Raw genomic sequence first — 16248 nt, 5'->3', positions numbered from 1 at the left:
TCTGTCTGGGTGGAAGACGAATGGAACTGGCGAAAGCAGACAGGGCGGCGCGATTAAATTATGCCCGGCACATGATGTGTCGCCAAAACAAAATGCCGAAAACAACCCCATGCACAGTAGCCGGCCATTGCGGGATCAATGACTTACCGGCGGCCGACGATGCAAACCCGCAATTTGACACGTCGGGCAAAACACCGGCAATATGTCATATTCCGTGGAACTCGATCGCATCATCGCCGAGCGTCTGCTGCGCCTGGCTAGGCGTCGAACAATGCATTCACATCGCTCTCCGTGAGGGCCGCCGCGATCCCGCCGTCACGGTCGAACAGGCCGTCGGCGAGCGCGCGCTTTCTGGATTTGAGCTCGTCCATCTTTTCCTCGATCGTCCCGGTGGCCACCAGCCTGTAAACGAAGACGGCCTTGTCCTGCCCGATGCGATAGGCCCGATCGATCGCCTGTTCCTCGACAGCGGGATTCCACCAGGGATCGAAAATGATGACGGTATCGGCGGCCGTCAGATTGAGGCCGACACCGCCTGCCTTCAGGCTGACCAGGAAGATTTCGGCCGCGCCTTGCTGAAAGGATTCAATCGCCGTCTTTCGGTCCTTGGTTTGACCGGTGAGGATGCTGTAGCGCAGGCCTCCCGTGTCAAGGCGCTTCCGGACCAGATCGAGCATCGAGGTGAATTGCGAGAAGATGATGATCTTGCGCCCCTCGCTCAGCAGCTCGCCCACCATGTCGATCAGACGATCGAGCTTGGCCGATGGCCGTTCGACGCCGTCGTCCAGTTTCAGCAACGCCGGATCGCAACAGGCCTGCCGCATCCGAAGCAGGGCTTCGAGCACCACGATGTGGCTCTTGGCAAGGCCGCGCTTTGCGATGGCCTCGCGAACCTTGCGCGACATCGCGAGCCTTATCGAATCGTAGAGATCGCGCTGCGGTCCTTCCAGCGTGATGGTCTCCACCATTTCGCTCTTGGCCGGCAGCTCGGTCGCCACCTCCGTCTTGGTCCGTCGCAACAGGAAGGGCTTGACGCGCCGCGCCAATGCCGCGGTCCGCGGCTTGTCGGCGCGCTTTTCGATCGGCGTGCGCCACTGGCGCGAAAAGGCCGCCTTGTCGCCGAGATAGCCGGGGTTGACGAAGCTCATGATCGACCAGAGTTCGCCGAGATGATTTTCCATCGGCGTGCCCGTGAGACAGAAGCGATGCTGCGCCTTGGTCTCGCGCAGAAATCGCGTAGTGGCGGCATCCGGATTCTTCACCGTCTGCGCCTCGTCCAGCACGGCCATATGCCACTCCCGCGCCAGCAGAATTTCGCGATCCCGCGCGATCAGCGGATAGGTGGTCAGGACCAGATCGTGCTCGGCGATGGCGGGAAACTTGTGCTTGCGATCTGCCCCGTGCAGGACGAGGACCTTCAGCTCCGGCGCAAATTTCTGCGCTTCGGCGGACCAATTCGTCATCAGGCTGGTCGGCGCGACGACCAGCACGGGATTGGCGAGATGACCTCGCGCTTTCTCCAGCGCGATCAGGGCCAGGATCTGGACGGTCTTGCCCAGACCCATGTCGTCGGCAAGGATTCCGCCCAGCCCGCTCTCGCGGAGCAGATCGAGCCATGCCACACCCTGCGCCTGATAGGGCCGAAGCGTGGCGCGAAAGGTCGGCGGCAGTTCCGGCGCGGTCAAGCCGCGCGCCTGGAGCAGGCCTGCGAGGCGGCGAAGACTGTCGGCTCCACCAAAGGCGAAGCGCTCGTTCTCGACGCCGAGCAGCGGAACGACGTCCGCGCGCGACAGCCTGATGCTCCTGGAGGCGTCCTCGAAAGCGCCACTCATGTGCAGGCCATGCAGCGCCAGCACGAGCGGCAGGAAGCGATCCGCAGCCAGCGCGACGTGCCGGCCGTCGGCGAGAGGCAGCAGGAAACGTTCGCCCTTGTCCGCGAGTGCCGTCAGCGATTCGGGGCTGAAGCCGGGCGTCGAAACCAGCGCGGCCAGGAGCGGCGCGAGATCGCGCCGCTCGCCTTCGATCTCGATGCCGAGCGACAGTTCGAACCAGTCGATGCCGCTGGACTCCAGCACCGCATCGAAATCGCCCGACGACTCCGCCATCCGGAACGGAAAATCGTCGTCGGTCAGGATCTCGAACCCCTCCGACCGCAATTGCCCGGCGTGCAGCGCAAGAAAATCGAACCAGCCGCGCTGGTCGCGCAGCGTAAGGTCCGTGGCATGGCGGTAGTCGAGGATCGGAAGCGCCGACCTCGCTTCGGTGAGACCGGCGTCGGCGAGGCGCTTGCGTGCCTGCTTTTCCTTCGCCTGGCGGCGCGCGATCGCATAGACCTGCCCGCCTTGGAACAGCTCCAGCCGGCTCGCTCGCTGGCTCGGATCGATGTCGAACCCGCCGTAGCGGAAGCCGAGGCTGGCCACGCCGGCGGGACCCGACTGTTCGTTCTTGTTGCGATAGTAGTAATAGCTTGCACCGACATGTCCCGGCTTCAGCCGCAGCACGGGGCGCGGATCCTCGTCGACGAGCACCGCAGCCGCCGGCGGCACCGGCAGCAGACCGTGGTGAAGCTCGGGCAGCCTCTGGCTCAGGCGGCGCGACACCTCTTCGAGTTGCGCCCGCGGAATGGAGGGTGCAGCCAGGAACTGGCAGGCTAGCCGAGGCGGCAGGCCGAGCTGTACGGGCCCGATCACACCGCTGGCTTCGTCGACATAGACCGGCGGTTCGGCATTAAGCGCGACCGCCCCCGACACGACGAGGTTCGGTGCAACGCCTCTGGTCGCCGGGCGCCATTCGATCCGGCCCTCGCGCGCTTCGCCCCAGCTCAGCGGCGCCCGCTTGTGGTCAAGCCAGAATGCGCGGCCGGTCGCGACAATCCGGTGCAACAGCTCTTCCGGACACGGCCCTTGGGTGTAGGACTTGCGGATGCGGCCGTTCGCCTCCGTCACGATGTCGACGTCGACATCACGGAAGTATTTCGGCGCCCGTTCCGGCTTGAATTCGTACAGGCTGGGACTGGTGTAGTTGTCGGCAAAATCTCCGCCCTTGCGGAGCCGGACCGATCGCAGGGTTATCGCGAGGTAAGGCATCGGGTCGTCCGACGGCTGCAGGCAATACAGCAATCGCTGGCTCTCGTCCGCAGCATGATCGCCGCTCCGCGCCGCGCGGCCGACAGTGTCGATCCAGTTGTTGACCTCGACACCAAGGACCGGCGGAGCCGACGGCGCTTCCGTCTTGGCAGGCTTTGCTGCCTGCGGGGGTGGCACCGGCGGCAGCGTCGACGGCTGCCTGTCGCTCAGCGCTTCAAGCAGGGTCGCCGCGACATGCTTGCAGTTGAGGGCCATCGGACAACTGCAATCGCCGTCGATGTCGGTGAGCCTGCCGTTGTCGAACTCCAGCTGGATGTCAACGCGATAATTCGAGGACGCGCTGCCTAGCACCCGGGAACTGATGTGGGTCAGGTCGTCGCTGACGCCGACCGCCGAAACGCGACCCTGCGCCTGATAGGCGTGCGCCTTCTCCATCGCCGAGCGGTTGAAATAACTATAGATTTCTTTTCGCTTGAGAACGTCCGAGAGCACTTGCAGCGATTCCACGACCCAGATTATCGGCAGCAGCATAGCCGTTTCGACCAGAGCGTTATAGTGTTCGAACGCGCCGCCGATGCTGGCGCGCTGCCACGCCCGTTCCAGGAAAATAGCGGTTCGTGGTCCAGACGTCGATGCTCCAAGCCAACAAGATGTGCCTTCGCCTCGACTGCGAATGAACGGAATATGTCCATGCCAAAAATCGACATTGCCGCCCTGCCAGTCCGCAAGGGTTCGGGCTATCCCGCGCCCTTCAACGCTCCTTGCGCCGATCGCGTCCGCAAGCGGCTCGGCAATGCCGGAGGCCTTTCCGATTTCGGCGTCAATCTGATGCGTCTGCCGCCGGGCAACTGGTCGAGCCAGCGGCACTGGCATTCGCACGAGGACGAATTCGTCTACGTGCTCGAAGGCGAGGTGGTGCTGATCGAGGACGACGGCGAAACCGTACTGCGCGCAGGCGATTGCGCCGCCTTCCCGAAGGGCAGCGGCAACGGCCATCACATGATCAACCGGTCGGACGCGGTGGCCGTCTATCTCGAGATCGGCTCGCGCTCGCCCGACGACCTCACGACCTGCTCGGACATCGACATGATGAGCGCAAATTCGGACGGGAGGTTCGTGCACAAGGACGGCACGCCCTATCCGGACGCGTGACCGGAAGCGACGCAGCGCTACGTCACGGCGCGCCGGCGCCAGTCGCTGGCGGCGAGCCATGCGGCCGAGACGAAGAAGTAGAGCGCGCCGACCCCGGCATAGCCCGCGACATTCGCGATCGACGGCACCGCGGGCGTCAAGGCCTGTGCGATGAAGAAGCCGCCGGCGAGCGCCGACTGACCGCCGCTGAGTACCATGGCCCATTGCGCGCCAAAACTTTTCCAGCGCCGGATCGCGGTTCCCAGCTGGAGCAAGCCGGACAGGATCGCCCAGGCACCGAAGACGCCGAGCACCCAGTTCATGCCCGTTCGCAAGGCGACGATGACCGCGATGGTGGTCGCGAGGCTGACCACAACGTTGAGAACCTGCGTGCGGTTTTGCGTGAGCCCGCCGCTGCGCAAGGCGTCGACGAAATTGGCGGCCGCGTCCCATGCCGGATAGAGCACGAGCAAGGCGCCGGCGATTGCCGGGGACGACGGCGCGACGGCAAACGCGGCAACGACCCAGGCGACGGAGAATGCCGCGCGGAGGAAGTAGTATTGCTTGAGCCATTGCTCGCGGTCGGCACGAACGAGATCCATTTGATGATGAGTCATTGCTTTCAGTCCTTTACCTACTAGTTGGTAGTCTCCGCGCGCAGCAAGATGCCTTCACCCCATGCCTGCGGGTGCCGTTGTCGTCTTGCTGATACCGTCTTGCCGATATCGTCTTGCCGATGTCTCTCAGTGTTTCGTGGACAGCCGATCCAGCAGCGGAGCGGTGATCACGCCGAACATCTTGGGATCGCCATAGGCGCGCGCCGACAGCATCGCGCCGTGAATGGTCGCCATGAATCCTTCAGCCTCGACCCGTGCCGTTCCGGAGAGCTTGAGCTGCCCCTTCCGCTTGCCGCGCTCCATCACCGATGCCAGCCAGGACGCCAGGAAACGGAAATGCGAGCGGACTTCGAGCGCCACCTCCTCCGGCAGGATTGGAAGCTCGCTGGCCAGCAGCGCACAGACGCAGAAGGGCGCCGTCGCGTCAGTGATGCACGCTTCCCAATATCCGACATAATTTCTGAGCTGCTCGCGCGTATCAGGGATGTTGCGCTCGAGCGCCGCCAGCCCCGCCGCGGCCTCTTCGCGATAGCGCGACACCAGGGTGCGAACCAGGTCGACCTTGCTGGCGAAATGATGGTGGATGCTCGGCTTGCGGATGCCGACGATTTCGGCGACGTCGGCATAGCTGAAGCCGTTGTAGCCGCCCGCGATGATCAGCGCGCGGGCGCTGGCCAGAATGTCTTCGGCGGTCGAGGAAACGTTGATCATGGAGAATGACTACCTTCCAGTTGGTAGGGCGTCAAGAACGAGATGCTTCACTCCCCCGTGAGTGGTAGGAGCCTTCAATGACCATTCGCCCGATCGTGCGCTATCCCGACCGCCGGCTCGCCATGCCCGCCCGCCCCGTCACCGCCTTCGACGACGGCTTGCGCGAGCTCGCAGCTGATCTGCTGGAGACGATGCGCGCCGCGCCCGGCATCGGCATCACGGCGCCGCATATCGGCGTGTCCTTGCGCGTCGTCGTGCTCGAGCTCGACGCCAAGACGGGCCCGCAGACCTACGTCAATCCACACATCGAATGGGCCTCACCCGAGATGATCATGCACCGCGAAGGCAGCGTCTCGATGCCCGGCATCAACGACGAGGTCCAGCGCCACGCCCGCGTGCGGATCAGCTATCAAGATCTCGACGGCACCACGCAGAGCGAGGAGTCGGATGGCTTGCGCGCCGTCTGCCATCAGCACGAGATCGATCAACTCGATGGCCTGTTCTGGATCCAGCGGTTGTCGCGGCTGAAGCGCGAGCGGCTGGTAAGGAAGGTCGAGAAGATGTCACGAGGGTCATCGGCCCCTTAGGGCGGGTTAGCCGAAGGTGTAATCCGCTCCGCGACCTCAGGCCCTCTTCCCGCCCCGCCTGGTCATTGGCGCGTTGCGACGCTCGCGTTTGCCGCGCGCGATCTCGGTTGCCAGCGCATCGAGCCTCGGCTCCCAGAAATTCCGGAACTGGCCGATCCACGAATCCACCGCCCGAAGCCCCGCAGGGTCGACCGAGTAGAGCCGTCTTTGCGCCTCCGCCCGAACCGTTGCAAAGCCGCTCTCGCGTAGCACCTTGAGATGCTGCGACACGGCCGCCTGCGTGATCCCGTACTCGGCCCCGATCGCCTCGACGACCTCGCCGGACGCCATTTCGCCGGGCGCCAGCAGTTCGAGAATACGGCGGCGCACGGGATCGGCGAGAACCTCGAAGATGTGCATCAGCTTCCTGTGCCCGGATGTGCGATGTCAGGCGGCATCTCGCCACGATAGAAGGCGATGGTGCGGTCCGAGCGCTGCTTCGCCGTGTCGGGATCGACCCCGCTTGCGACGTGCGCTACGCGCCAATATTCGCCTGAAATCGTCATGAATTCCTTGCCCGCGGAAGAGCCCATCCACGCCTCGGCCGTCTCATGGTCGACCGATGCCCCGGTCGCAAGATATCGCTCAAGTCCTGCAATGGCGAGGTCCCAACCGATCCCGACCGCACCTGGACCAAACCGATTCCAATGATCCTCGATGATCGCGGTGTGCTCCAGCGTCAAACGCGCCTGACTTCGTTCTGCGGTCAACGTGACGTCGATCCAGCCCACCGCGCCGCCGAACTCCCACGTCGCCGCAAAATGGGTCGGCGGCGTGCACGCCGTGACAGTGCCGCCCGCATTGCCCTTGAGCTGGTATTTTCCGCCGAGCCGGAGGTCTCCCTCGACCGGCAAGAACCAGCGCAGAATGCGCTCCCTACTGGTCACGGCGTCCCAGAGATCGTCAACGCTCGTGTCGTAAAGCCGCGTCAGTGTCACCGCACTGGCCGCCTTCCCGTCCTTCTCGAAATTCGTCACCGAACGCGTAACGAGTCCCAAGACCCTGGCGACGTCGATCTCCATCACGATCCTCCCTTATCGGTGCGCACGGATGAATATCGATCTACACTAATATAAGTCAAGTCTTATATAGATATTGGTGCAGCGTCGGGCGGCTCGTCGGCGCCGCCCGACCGGACCGTGCCGATCCCCGCCAGGATCAAATCAATGCCGGCCAGGAACTGCGCGCGATCATCGTGGTCGCGCAACTGCGTCGCCATCTGTCGCACGAATGGATATTTCGCGGGGTCGAGCGCATCCCACTGCGCTGCGACGGAGGTGAGGAAAGCCGATCTATCCGTATCGGGGGCATGAACGCGGGCGTTCGCGGCGTTCTGTCCGGCGACGCCGAGGATGTAGTGCACCAGCGCCGATGCGGAATCGAATTGCGCGGCATGGGGCACACCGAGCGCCTGGAGCCGTCCGCCGACGCTCTCGATGATCTCCAGCATCGCGGGCCGCCACGGCTCGCGAAAGAGCTGCGTACCGACCCAGGGGTGGACATCGATCGCGTCGAACAGGCCGAGTGCCACCGCGCGGATCGCCTCGCGAGGCTTAGTGCCACCGGCTACCTCGGACATCACACGGGCGATGACCTCGTCGGTCGCGGCCGCAAGCAGCTCGCCCTTGTCGGCAACGTGCCAGTAGATCGCCCCGCTGCCGGTTGCCAGATGCGCCGCGAGCGCGCGGACGGTCAGCGCACCCTCGCCGCCGCTGTCGAGGATCTCGATCGCGGCCGCGACGATCCGCTCCCGCGAGAGCGCATCGGTGCGCCGTTCAATCCGGTGAGTCTTCTTCGCCATGTCGTCATCTTGACAGGACTGGAACGACGTTCCAATACTATGGAACGACGTTCCATTGACTTTGGTAAAGGACCCGATGGCGCCTCCGGTCACGATTGTCGGTGCAGGCCTCGGCGGCCTCATCCTCGCCCGCGTGCTTCACCTGCATGGCATTCCCGTCACCGTCTACGAGGCCGAGGTATCGGCGATGGCGCGGACGCAAGGCGGGATGCTCGACATCCACGACGACAGCGGGCAGCTCGCGCTGAAGGCGGCTGGCCTGTTCGAGCAATTCCGCGCACTCATCCACGAGGGCGGCCAGGCCTCGCGTGTGCTCGACCAGCACGGCAAGGTGCTGCTCGACGAGCCGGACGACGGCACGGGCGGGCGGCCCGAGGTGCGCCGGGGCGCGCTGAGGCGCATCCTTCTGGACTCCCTGCCCCCGGAGACAATCCGATGGGACAAGAAGCTAGCGAGCGTCGTTGCACGCGGCAGCGGGCGGCATGAGCTGACATTCGCCGACGGTTTTGGCGTCAGCACCGAGCTCCTCGTCGGCGCCGACGGTGCGTGGTCGAAGGTGCGGCCGCTGCTGTCGGACGCGACGCCCAACTATGCCGGCACGTCCTTCATCGAAACTTATCTGCACGATGCGGACGCACGGCATCGTGCTGCGGCTGAGGCGGTCGGCGGCGGCGCGCTGTTCGCGCACGCTCCTGGCAAGGGCATCTTCGCGCACCGCGAGCCGGACAGCGCGCTTCATGCCTACATCGCGCTGAACCGTCCCGCCGAATGGTTTACCGCGATCGACTTCACCGATGTCGCCACTGCGACGGCGCGCATCGCAGCCGAATTCGCCGGCTGGGCGCCGGCGCTCACGGCACTGATCACCGACGCCGACACGCCGCCGGTGCTGCGCATGCTCCACACACTTCCCAACGACCATCGCTGGGCGCGCGGGCGTGGAGTGACGCTGCTCGGCGATGCCGCGCATTTGATGCCGCCGGCCGGCGACGGCGCGAACCTCGCGATGCTCGACGGCGCGGAACTTGGCAAGGCCATCGCTGCACACCCCGGCGACATCGAAGCGGCGTTGGCGACTTACGAAGCCGCGCTGTTCCCGCGCAGCCAGTCGGCCGCCGTCAGCGCGCATGAAATCCTGGAGCTCTGCCTCGGCGAACGCGCGCCGTTCGGCCTGGTGGACTTCTTCACCGGGATGCGCGAGAGGATGCCGGAATGATCCATCCTCATGGTGATTGCCAACATGCCCCCCTGCTCCCGTCATGACTGCAGCATGCGCCTGCGGGGCTGTTGAAGTCAGAGCGTTCGGTCATCCGATCGTCAGCGCCGTCTGCTATTGCGACGACCGCCGGAAGGGCGCAGGCAAGATCGAAGCGCTGCCGGATGCACCGGCCGTGTTGCGGTCCCGATCTTGAATTCTGCGGTCCAAAGCACGACCATAGCAGGATGCTGCTCGTGCGTGCCTTTGCTGGACTCATCTTCCTTTTCGCGACCATCGCCGTCGTGCTTTTCGGCTCGGCGGGGACACTGCACTTCGGGCGCGCCTGGATGACCTTGGCTGTGTTTTTCGGATGCGCTGCGGCGATCACCGTCTGGCTGTGGTTTCACGACAAGGCGCTGCTGGAACGGCGCGTGAAGGCGGGACCGGGTTCGGAGCCCGATCCGATCCAGGGTGTCGTCCAGGCACTGGCAGGACTCGTATTCCTGGCGACCTTTGCCGTACCGGGGCTCGACATGCGCTTCGGCTGGTCACACGTGAGCCTCGCCGTTTCGCTGGCTGGTGCGGGGATGATCGCTATCGGCTTCCTGATTGTTTTCCTCACCTTCCGGGAGAACACGTTCACTGCCGGAACCATCGAGATCGCAGAGGGCCAGCAGGTGATCGTCACTGGTCCCTATGCGATCGTACGCCACCCGATGTACTCGGGTGCGCTGGTCATGGTTGCGGGGATACCTCTGGCACTGGGCTCGTGGTTTGGGCTTCTCCCAGTCGCACTGCTGGTCCCGGTTCTCGTGTGGCGACTGATGCGCGAGGAGGCGCTCCTGCTGGCTCATCTAGCCGGCTACGACGAATACTGCGACCGCGTGGGCTACCGATTGGTGCCGATGTTCTGGTAGGTGTCGAAGCCGGCGACTATCGCGCTGCATGGACGGGGCGCCGTCGTCGAGCGCAGCTCAGAACCCGTAGGGCGGATTAGCGGCAGCGTAATCCGCCATCCATCAGCGCGACGTGATGAGAGATGGCGGATTACGCCGGCGGACCGCGCTTCGCGCGGCCGCGGGCTAATCCGCCTTACGGCAGCGCATCACTTCAGCGGCAAGAACACGTCCGCGACCGTCTCATGCTCCTGCACCTCCGGGAAAAGTCTCAGCCGCTGACAGTAGATCGGGAAGTCGCGGGCTTCCTCGCCGCTGGCCGGAAGCCAGTCGCGATAGAGAAAGAGCGCGGCGGGCTCCAGATTATCGGTGTAACCGACGACGCGCAGCACCGCGCAGCGGCCGCCGGGAATCTCGCCGTCCTTGACCGCTTCGCCATTCGCCGCGATCGGCTGGTCGGTCCCGACACAAAGGTCTATCCAATATTCGTCATGCTGCACCGGACGCCCCTCGGAATGCCAGACAGTGAAGGTCGGACTTGTGCTGGGATGCAGGCCGGCCGCCTTGCGCCAGGCGATAAACCGCCGGATCGTGTCACCGAGTTTCTCAGGGCTGCCCCGATGCTCCATGATCGCCACCCTGGTGGGCCGTACATCGCGGATCGTCACGTCGTCAGTGCTGAAGTTCTTCTGCATGAGCTTGCTCCTGGCGTTGTCGAGAGGCCCGAAGGCCGCAAGCCACGGCTCCCAGTCCGGCGATTTCCGGAACGACGACGGCGACTGCCCGAACCGTTGCCGAAAGGCGCGGGCAAAGGCGTCGGGTGCATCGTAACCGGCATCCATCGCGATCTCGGTGACATCCAAGGCGTCATTGTAGGCCAGCTGATGCGATGCACGCTTCAGACGGGCCAGCTGGACATAGCGATGCACTGACAGCCCGAAGGTCGCCGTGAACTGCCGGTGGAAATGAAATTTCGAGAACGCCGCGACAGCGCTTAAGCTGGCCAGATCCAGATCCGCGTCGAGATGCCGGTCGATATGATCCAGCACCCGCCGCATCCGGGCCTGATAGTTTCGCAGTGCCGCCGTCATCGTCCCTCCTCCGTGGCGGCTTGAGTTAGGCCGCGATGGCCGCGATGCGCTCGACCGATCTTGCGGTTTGGGCTGCTCGGCGTCCTCGACGATCTCGCGGATCGGTCGTGACCAGAATCGCACACCCGGCGGCCTTCAGGATCGCGCTCGAGCCGCGGCAACCAAAATGACCGCGTCGATGACGATCGTCGTCGAGGGCCGCCTCACCGCTTCGACTTGCGGGAATTGTTACGGGACCTGCCGGGCTTGCCCGTCAGGGCGTTCACGGCCGCGATCGACCAATCGACCGGATCGACATCGCCGAACGCCGCCAGCCCCACGTCGTCCGCCCGCACATCGCGGCCCTTGGCCAGCGCTGTTGCCCGTTTCAACACGGCAGCAAGGCGATCCGGATCGGCCGACCTGAGGGGAATGAGCAGCCCCACCGTCCGCTCGCCCGATTTCACGGGTGTCGGCCCCGGCAGCCGCCGATGGCTTCGCCGGAAATCTTCTGGAGACCTCGGATGCTGATGTGGGTCATGGTGACTACATGCGCCTATATGTAAAGGGCTGCAAGATTTCGCCGCTCTAGCAACGCCGCAGGGGTCAAGTGCACTGTGATCGTACCCCCGCGATCAATCGGGCGACGAGCGCTCCGGCCCGAACTCCCATTGCGAGGCGTAATTCATGACAGGGCGCTCGAACGTAGCGCCCTTGCCCACGAACGCCTTGCCGAGATCGAGCATCGGCTGGAATGTGTCGAGCTGCTTCGCATCCTCCAGGGTGCGCCACAGACTGACATTGACCAGCGAGCTCACCGCCTCATCTTCCCCCGCGTAGAAGTGGATGAGGCCGCGCATCGCGCGGATGCCCGGTTCGAGCACGGCAAGCGAGTCCGCCATCATCTTCTTGATTTCGGCGAAGTGCTGCGGCTCGCAGCGGATCACGGACACACGGATGATCGGCATGTTGGCCTCCTTCTCGATCACGCTCTCCAAAACCACTTCCGAAAATAAAGTGTGGCCGCGTTCTCGTCCAGGTCGGCGAGCTGTTGCTCGAACTGGTCCAGCAATGGGCTTCGCTCGGATGACTATGCGAACCGCCCGTGCGGCAGCTTCTTGATCGTGAGCTTCTCGATCAGTACTTTGTAGGATGGGTAGAGCAAAGGGAAACCCATCAATCACGCTTCGTAGTCGCGATGGGTTTCGCTACGCTCTACCGATCCTACTCACCTGCGTGACGATCAGGACGGGGGCAACCGGCGAAAGGGATCGAGCACAGGCACGCCGAGCGGCTCGAAATGCCTGACGTTGCGCGACAGGATTGTCAGCGCGTATTGGCGTGCAGTGGCAGCAATGATGATATCTGCAAATCCGGGCGCATGCCCCCGCCCGCGAGCCCGATCCGACAGCTCGCCTGCGAGCCGCGCAGTCTGCATGTCGAATACAAGTATACGATCACCATAGAGGTGCAGTACGGCGTCAAGCCACTGGGTCAAGTCCCTACTCCTGCGCGTGGCTTTCTCGCGGCGTAGCTTGGCTATTCCATCCTCGACTTCCGCAATCGTCACGACGGACAAGAACAAAGAGGCGGATTGCGCATCGATCCATTCGACCAGCGCCATCGACGCTGGCCGATTCGGTGAGACAGCAGATATGACGTTGGTATCGACGAGGTACACGTCTCAGAAATCGGTCTTGCGCAGCTTGGAACGATTGCGCGCCGGCAGATCGCCTGTCCTCACGGGAGCTGCCATCAGTAAGCGTCCGAAGCTCGGAACCTGCGACAGACGTCGCCACTCCTCGTAGCTCAAGACCACCGCCTGCTTCTTGCCGTGACGCGTGATCACCGCCGGCTTGCCGTCGACCGCCTCGTCGACGACTGCGGAGAGATTGGCTTTGGCATCACGGAGCTGAATTTCTCGCATGGCACACCTATATGACTACAGTAGTCATATCAAAACGGCATTTATATTTCAAGGGAGTTTCATGCGGTTCGCTTGCTGCTCTCCAGCTAGCGCCCGCATTGTCTCTCCAGAGTTCGCTTCCCAAAAGTGCGGCGATAATAGATGGCAAGTCCCAATATTGTCGCCGGCGTCAAGCGCGATGAAATGGATGGATAACTTGATTGGGGCCAATGCAATCCGATCTTGTCACCGGACCAAATCTTGAAATCCTCAGAATTCAGCACCTGATCCAAATCAGGCATAGTCGTGTCATCAACTCCGAATGTCTGCATCGCATCCCGGATCTTGGCATCCTCGCGTGCGCTCCAGCTCTGAGCCCGCGCCCACTCGAAAAACACCTCCGGAATGGTCGTATTCGGCATGCGATCGTGGCACTCGCGGCACATCAAAAACAGGTTCGCGACGTCGTCGCCGCCTCCAAGTGAGTGCCCTACGATGTGGCAACGTTGGAGGGGAATGCGATCCCAACATCGGAGGATTTCACCCCAACTCGCGTCGGATCGTTTGATGTCGTACTTGAGACCGTAGTGAAATTTGCAAGCCCAACAACTGGGCTTGCCCCAATCAATCCAACGTACCAATCCGGCAATACGATCCTTCCAAAACTCGAATATCTCAGTCCTCGACGGAAGGCCGTCGTCATATCGTGGTCTTGCCATGGCACAACTCCGCTGCGCGCGCACTGGCGAGCATCTCGAATTGCAGCTCCATCACGCGACAGCAAACGCCGCCCCTACTCCCACTCGATCGTCCCCGGCGGCTTGCTGGTCACATCATAGACCACCCGGTTCACGCCCTTGACCTCGTTGATGATGCGCGTGGCGGTCTCGCCCAAAAACTTCATGTCGAACTGGTAGAAGTCCGCGGTCATGCCGTCCGTGGAGGTGACAGCGCGCAGGCCGACGACGTAGTCGTAGGTGCGGCCGTCGCCCATGACGCCGACGGTCTTGACGGGGAGCAGCACGGCGAAGGCCTGCCAGATGTCATCGTAGAGACCGTGCTTGCGGATCTGGTCGATGTAGACGGCGTCGGCCTTGCGCAGGATGTCGAGCTTGTCGCTTGTGATGTCGCCGGGGCAGCGGATGGCGAGGCCGGGGCCCGGGAACGGGTGGCGGCCGACGAAGATTTCGGAAAGACCAAGCTCGCGCCCTAACTTGCGCACCTCGTCCTTGAACAGCTCGCGCAGGGGCTCGACGAGCTTCATGTTCATGCGCTCGGGCAGACCGCCGACATTGTGGTGCGACTTGATCGTCACCGAGGGACCACCGGTGAAGGAGACGCTCTCGATCACATCAGGGTAGAGCGTGCCTTGTGCCAGGAAGTCCGCGCCGCCGATCTTCTTGGCCTCAGCCTCGAACACCTCGATGAAGAGGCGGCCGATGGTCTTGCGCTTGGTTTCGGGGTCGGTGACGCCTTCGAGCTCGCCCAAAAACTGCTTCGAGGCGTCCACGTGCACGAGCGGGATGTTGTAGTGGTGGCGGAACAAATCGACCACGGTCTTGGCTTCGTCGAGGCGCAGCATGCCGTGGTCGACGAACACGCAGGTCAGCTGGTCGCCGATGGCCTCGTGGATCAGCACGGCGGCGACGGCTGAATCGACGCCGCCGGAGAGGCCGCAGATCACCTTGCCCTTGCCGACCTGGGCGCGGATCTTTGCGATCTCCTCCTCGCGGAAGGCGCGCATGGTCCAGTCGCCGGTGAGGCCGGCGATCTTGCGGACGAAATTGCGGATCAGCTTGGCGCCGTCGGGCGTGTGCACCACTTCGGGGTGGAACATCAGCCCGTAATATTTGCGCGTCTCGTCCTGGATGATCGCGAAGGGCGCGTTCGGCGAGGTGCCGGCGACGGAAAAGCCCGGCGGCATTTTTGTGATGCGATCGCCATGGCTCATCCAGACCTGGTTCTTGCCGCCTGGTGACCAGACGTCCTCGAACAGCTTGCTCGGCGCCTTGACCTCGACATCGGCGCGGCCGAATTCGCGGTGATGGCCGCCCTCGACGGTGCCGCCGAGCTGCTCCGCCATGGTCATCTGGCCGTAGCAGATGCCCATCACCGGCACGCCGGAGGCGAAGATCGCTTGCGGCGCGCGGGGCGAGCCGGCCTCATGCACCGACTCCGGGCCGCCGGAGAGAATCACCGCTTTCGGCTTCATCTCCAAAAAGGCCTGCTCGGCCTTGTTGAACGGGACGATCTCGCAATAGACGCCGTCCTCGCGCACGCGACGCGCGATCAGCTGCGTCACCTGGCTGCCGAAGTCGACGATGAGAATCTTGTCGTGCGCCGAGGCCACGGAGGGCGTCGACGCGGAGCGGTCGTTCTGTGCTGCTGTCATGGCAAGCAGATACGCGACCACGCCCCTCCTCGCAACCGCGTGGGGCTGGGCGCCCACATTCTTCTTTGGGCATGGACAAATGGATATAGGTAAGTATTATTGACCTAATTGCCCCCCTCCACCAAACCGGGGCCAATCAGGGAGAAACGCCATGTCACAGCACCATCAGCCATCAACGCTAGCCGCGCTCGGCCGGACCTGGGTCGAGGCCTGGAACACGCGCGATCTCGAGCGCGTGCTCACGCTCTACGACGACGCGGCCGTGATGACGTCGGACCGGATCCCCGCGATGGGATTCGGCGCCAGCGGCACCGTGCGCGGCAAGGACGCGTTGCGCGCCTATTGGGGCAAGGCGCTCGGGCTGCTGCCGGACCTGCACTTTTCACTGATTGACGTGTTCGTCAGCCCTGACAGCGTGGTGGTGTTCTACGAGAACGAGCGGGGCAAGCGGATCTGCGAATACCTGCGGGTGAATGATGCGGGGCTGATCGTGCAGGGATCGGCGAACCATCTACCGGATTGACGTCGCTCCCTCCCCGTCATTGCGAGCGCAGCGAAGATTCCATGGGGAGTGGATAGCGACCAGGTCTGAGGCCAGACTGAGGTTGCAAAACCACCCAACCTGGAGACGACGATGTTGCTCGATCATCCTTCCGACGGACCGACCGCTATCCGCACGCAGTTTGGCGCAATTTTTGTGTCGCTGGAACTGAGTCGTTCGAATTGGCTGATAACCTCGCTTTCGCCTGGCAAAGCGAGAAGATGTCCAGGCATAGCCTCACGGCCGGCGATATTGCCGGCTTGATGAAGCTGT

At 63.5% G+C, this 16248-nt stretch carries 19 protein-coding genes and 1 pseudogene; 7 read left to right on the top strand and 13 right to left on the bottom strand.

Features of this window, described 5'->3' with window-relative positions:
• Window positions 1-257: 257 nt before the first annotated feature.
• The gene (locus FXB38_RS28355; protein ID WP_246230218.1) at window positions 258-3617 is read right to left on the bottom strand and encodes a DEAD/DEAH box helicase; all 3360 of its coding nucleotides are present in this window, start codon (window positions 3615-3617) and stop codon (window positions 258-260) included.
• A 159-nt stretch (window positions 3618-3776) separates the two neighbouring features.
• Between FXB38_RS28355 and FXB38_RS28350 the strand changes: the two genes are divergently transcribed.
• Entirely contained in the window at window positions 3777-4238 is a 462-nt protein-coding gene (locus FXB38_RS28350; protein ID WP_148754226.1) for a cupin domain-containing protein, read from the top strand.
• A gap of 17 nt (window positions 4239-4255) precedes the next feature.
• On the opposite strand, the gene FXB38_RS28345 is transcribed toward FXB38_RS28350, so the two are convergent.
• Window positions 4256-4834 carry a DUF308 domain-containing protein gene (locus tag FXB38_RS28345; protein ID WP_148754225.1) on the bottom strand — a complete coding sequence of 193 codons (579 nt, stop codon included), beginning with the start codon at window positions 4832-4834 and terminating at the stop codon, window positions 4256-4258.
• Window positions 4835-4960: 126 nt separating this feature from the next.
• Window positions 4961-5545, bottom strand: coding sequence for a TetR/AcrR family transcriptional regulator (locus FXB38_RS28340; protein ID WP_148754224.1), 585 nt, complete (start codon window positions 5543-5545; stop codon window positions 4961-4963).
• A gap of 77 nt (window positions 5546-5622) precedes the next feature.
• Between FXB38_RS28340 and FXB38_RS28335 the strand changes: the two genes are divergently transcribed.
• Window positions 5623-6132: a peptide deformylase gene (locus tag FXB38_RS28335; RefSeq protein ID WP_148754223.1), complete on the top strand. Its 510-nt coding sequence runs from the start codon at window positions 5623-5625 to the stop codon at window positions 6130-6132.
• Between the two features lie 36 nt (window positions 6133-6168).
• On the opposite strand, the gene FXB38_RS28330 is transcribed toward FXB38_RS28335, so the two are convergent.
• The 3 genes from FXB38_RS28330 to FXB38_RS28320 form a co-directional block, all read right to left on the bottom strand.
• The gene (locus tag FXB38_RS28330; protein ID WP_148754222.1) at window positions 6169-6531 is read right to left on the bottom strand and encodes an ArsR/SmtB family transcription factor; all 363 of its coding nucleotides are present in this window, start codon (window positions 6529-6531) and stop codon (window positions 6169-6171) included.
• Window positions 6531-7193, bottom strand: coding sequence for an SRPBCC family protein (locus FXB38_RS28325; RefSeq protein ID WP_148754221.1), 663 nt, complete (start codon window positions 7191-7193; stop codon window positions 6531-6533). The genes FXB38_RS28330 and FXB38_RS28325 overlap by 1 nt, the downstream gene beginning before the upstream one ends.
• Before the next feature lie 62 nt (window positions 7194-7255).
• Window positions 7256-7972, bottom strand: coding sequence for a TetR/AcrR family transcriptional regulator (locus tag FXB38_RS28320; protein WP_148754220.1), 717 nt, complete (start codon window positions 7970-7972; stop codon window positions 7256-7258).
• Between the two features lie 76 nt (window positions 7973-8048).
• Here FXB38_RS28320 and FXB38_RS28315 point away from each other — a divergent pair, with 76 nt between their 5' ends.
• Genes FXB38_RS28315 through FXB38_RS28310 form a run of 3 tightly spaced genes read left to right on the top strand, consistent with a single transcriptional unit; the run spans window position 8049 to window position 10087 of the window.
• A complete protein-coding gene (locus FXB38_RS28315) occupies window positions 8049-9188 on the top strand; it encodes an FAD-dependent oxidoreductase (RefSeq protein WP_148754219.1) in 1140 nt (379 codons plus the stop codon).
• Window positions 9189-9231: 43 nt separating this feature from the next.
• On the top strand, window positions 9232-9384 hold the full coding sequence (locus FXB38_RS45330) for a GFA family protein (RefSeq protein WP_488226228.1): 153 nt from the start codon (window positions 9232-9234) through the stop codon (window positions 9382-9384).
• Between the two features lie 31 nt (window positions 9385-9415).
• On the top strand, window positions 9416-10087 hold the full coding sequence (locus tag FXB38_RS28310; RefSeq protein ID WP_187435201.1) for an isoprenylcysteine carboxylmethyltransferase family protein: 672 nt from the start codon (window positions 9416-9418) through the stop codon (window positions 10085-10087).
• 188 nt (window positions 10088-10275) lie between these two features.
• Here FXB38_RS28310 and FXB38_RS28305 read toward each other — a convergent pair whose 3' ends face one another.
• From FXB38_RS28305 to guaA, 7 genes are all read right to left on the bottom strand, one after another.
• On the bottom strand, window positions 10276-11157 hold the full coding sequence (locus tag FXB38_RS28305; RefSeq protein ID WP_148754217.1) for an AraC family transcriptional regulator: 882 nt from the start codon (window positions 11155-11157) through the stop codon (window positions 10276-10278).
• Between the two features lie 203 nt (window positions 11158-11360).
• A complete protein-coding gene (locus FXB38_RS28300) occupies window positions 11361-11603 on the bottom strand; it encodes a hypothetical protein (RefSeq protein ID WP_148754216.1) in 243 nt (80 codons plus the stop codon).
• A gap of 168 nt (window positions 11604-11771) precedes the next feature.
• A complete protein-coding gene (locus tag FXB38_RS28295; protein WP_148754215.1) occupies window positions 11772-12104 on the bottom strand; it encodes a hypothetical protein in 333 nt (110 codons plus the stop codon).
• Window positions 12105-12379: 275 nt separating this feature from the next.
• On the bottom strand, window positions 12380-12817 hold the full coding sequence (locus tag FXB38_RS28290; protein WP_148754214.1) for a type II toxin-antitoxin system VapC family toxin: 438 nt from the start codon (window positions 12815-12817) through the stop codon (window positions 12380-12382).
• A gap of 3 nt (window positions 12818-12820) precedes the next feature.
• A complete protein-coding gene (locus FXB38_RS28285; protein WP_148754213.1) occupies window positions 12821-13063 on the bottom strand; it encodes a type II toxin-antitoxin system Phd/YefM family antitoxin in 243 nt (80 codons plus the stop codon).
• A gap of 86 nt (window positions 13064-13149) precedes the next feature.
• The gene (locus FXB38_RS28280; RefSeq protein WP_148754212.1) at window positions 13150-13761 is read right to left on the bottom strand and encodes an HNH endonuclease; all 612 of its coding nucleotides are present in this window, start codon (window positions 13759-13761) and stop codon (window positions 13150-13152) included.
• Between the two features lie 74 nt (window positions 13762-13835).
• Entirely contained in the window at window positions 13836-15434 is a 1599-nt protein-coding gene (guaA, locus tag FXB38_RS28275) for a glutamine-hydrolyzing GMP synthase (RefSeq protein WP_187435203.1), read from the bottom strand.
• 151 nt (window positions 15435-15585) lie between these two features.
• On the opposite strand from guaA, the gene FXB38_RS28270 reads away from it, so the two are divergent.
• Window positions 15586-15957, top strand: coding sequence for a nuclear transport factor 2 family protein (locus FXB38_RS28270; protein ID WP_148754210.1), 372 nt, complete (start codon window positions 15586-15588; stop codon window positions 15955-15957).
• Window positions 15958-16068: 111 nt separating this feature from the next.
• Window positions 16069-16248 (top strand): annotated as a pseudogene (locus tag FXB38_RS44065) (IS110 family transposase); the annotation flags it as partial.

The organism is Bradyrhizobium cytisi (assembly GCF_008123515.1).
GTDB lineage: Bacteria > Pseudomonadota > Alphaproteobacteria > Rhizobiales > Xanthobacteraceae > Bradyrhizobium > Bradyrhizobium cytisi.
This window is presented reverse-complemented; position numbering and strand designations above follow the sequence as displayed.

Excerpts from the sequence above, each read along its gene's own strand:
- FXB38_RS28355 (WP_246230218.1), bottom strand. The coding sequence starts at position 3,617 with ATGCTGCTGCCGATAATCTGGGTCGTGGAATCGCTGCAAGTGCTCTCG.
- FXB38_RS28350 (WP_148754226.1), top strand. The coding sequence starts at position 3,777 with ATGCCAAAAATCGACATTGCCGCCCTGCCAGTCCGCAAGGGTTCGGGC.
- FXB38_RS28345 (WP_148754225.1), bottom strand. The coding sequence starts at position 4,834 with ATGACTCATCATCAAATGGATCTCGTTCGTGCCGACCGCGAGCAATGG.
- FXB38_RS28340 (WP_148754224.1), bottom strand. The coding sequence starts at position 5,545 with ATGATCAACGTTTCCTCGACCGCCGAAGACATTCTGGCCAGCGCCCGC.
- FXB38_RS28335 (WP_148754223.1), top strand. The coding sequence starts at position 5,623 with ATGACCATTCGCCCGATCGTGCGCTATCCCGACCGCCGGCTCGCCATG.
- FXB38_RS28330 (WP_148754222.1), bottom strand. The coding sequence starts at position 6,531 with ATGCACATCTTCGAGGTTCTCGCCGATCCCGTGCGCCGCCGTATTCTC.
- FXB38_RS28325 (WP_148754221.1), bottom strand. The coding sequence starts at position 7,193 with ATGGAGATCGACGTCGCCAGGGTCTTGGGACTCGTTACGCGTTCGGTG.
- FXB38_RS28320 (WP_148754220.1), bottom strand. The coding sequence starts at position 7,972 with ATGGCGAAGAAGACTCACCGGATTGAACGGCGCACCGATGCGCTCTCG.
- FXB38_RS28315 (WP_148754219.1), top strand. The coding sequence starts at position 8,049 with ATGGCGCCTCCGGTCACGATTGTCGGTGCAGGCCTCGGCGGCCTCATC.
- FXB38_RS45330 (WP_488226228.1), top strand. The coding sequence starts at position 9,232 with ATGACTGCAGCATGCGCCTGCGGGGCTGTTGAAGTCAGAGCGTTCGGT.
- FXB38_RS28310 (WP_187435201.1), top strand. The coding sequence starts at position 9,416 with ATGCTGCTCGTGCGTGCCTTTGCTGGACTCATCTTCCTTTTCGCGACC.
- FXB38_RS28305 (WP_148754217.1), bottom strand. The coding sequence starts at position 11,157 with ATGACGGCGGCACTGCGAAACTATCAGGCCCGGATGCGGCGGGTGCTG.
- FXB38_RS28295 (WP_148754215.1), bottom strand. The coding sequence starts at position 12,104 with ATGCCGATCATCCGTGTGTCCGTGATCCGCTGCGAGCCGCAGCACTTC.
- FXB38_RS28285 (WP_148754213.1), bottom strand. The coding sequence starts at position 13,063 with ATGCGAGAAATTCAGCTCCGTGATGCCAAAGCCAATCTCTCCGCAGTC.
- FXB38_RS28280 (WP_148754212.1), bottom strand. The coding sequence starts at position 13,761 with ATGGCAAGACCACGATATGACGACGGCCTTCCGTCGAGGACTGAGATA.
- guaA (WP_187435203.1), bottom strand. The coding sequence starts at position 15,434 with ATGACAGCAGCACAGAACGACCGCTCCGCGTCGACGCCCTCCGTGGCC.
- FXB38_RS28270 (WP_148754210.1), top strand. The coding sequence starts at position 15,586 with ATGTCACAGCACCATCAGCCATCAACGCTAGCCGCGCTCGGCCGGACC.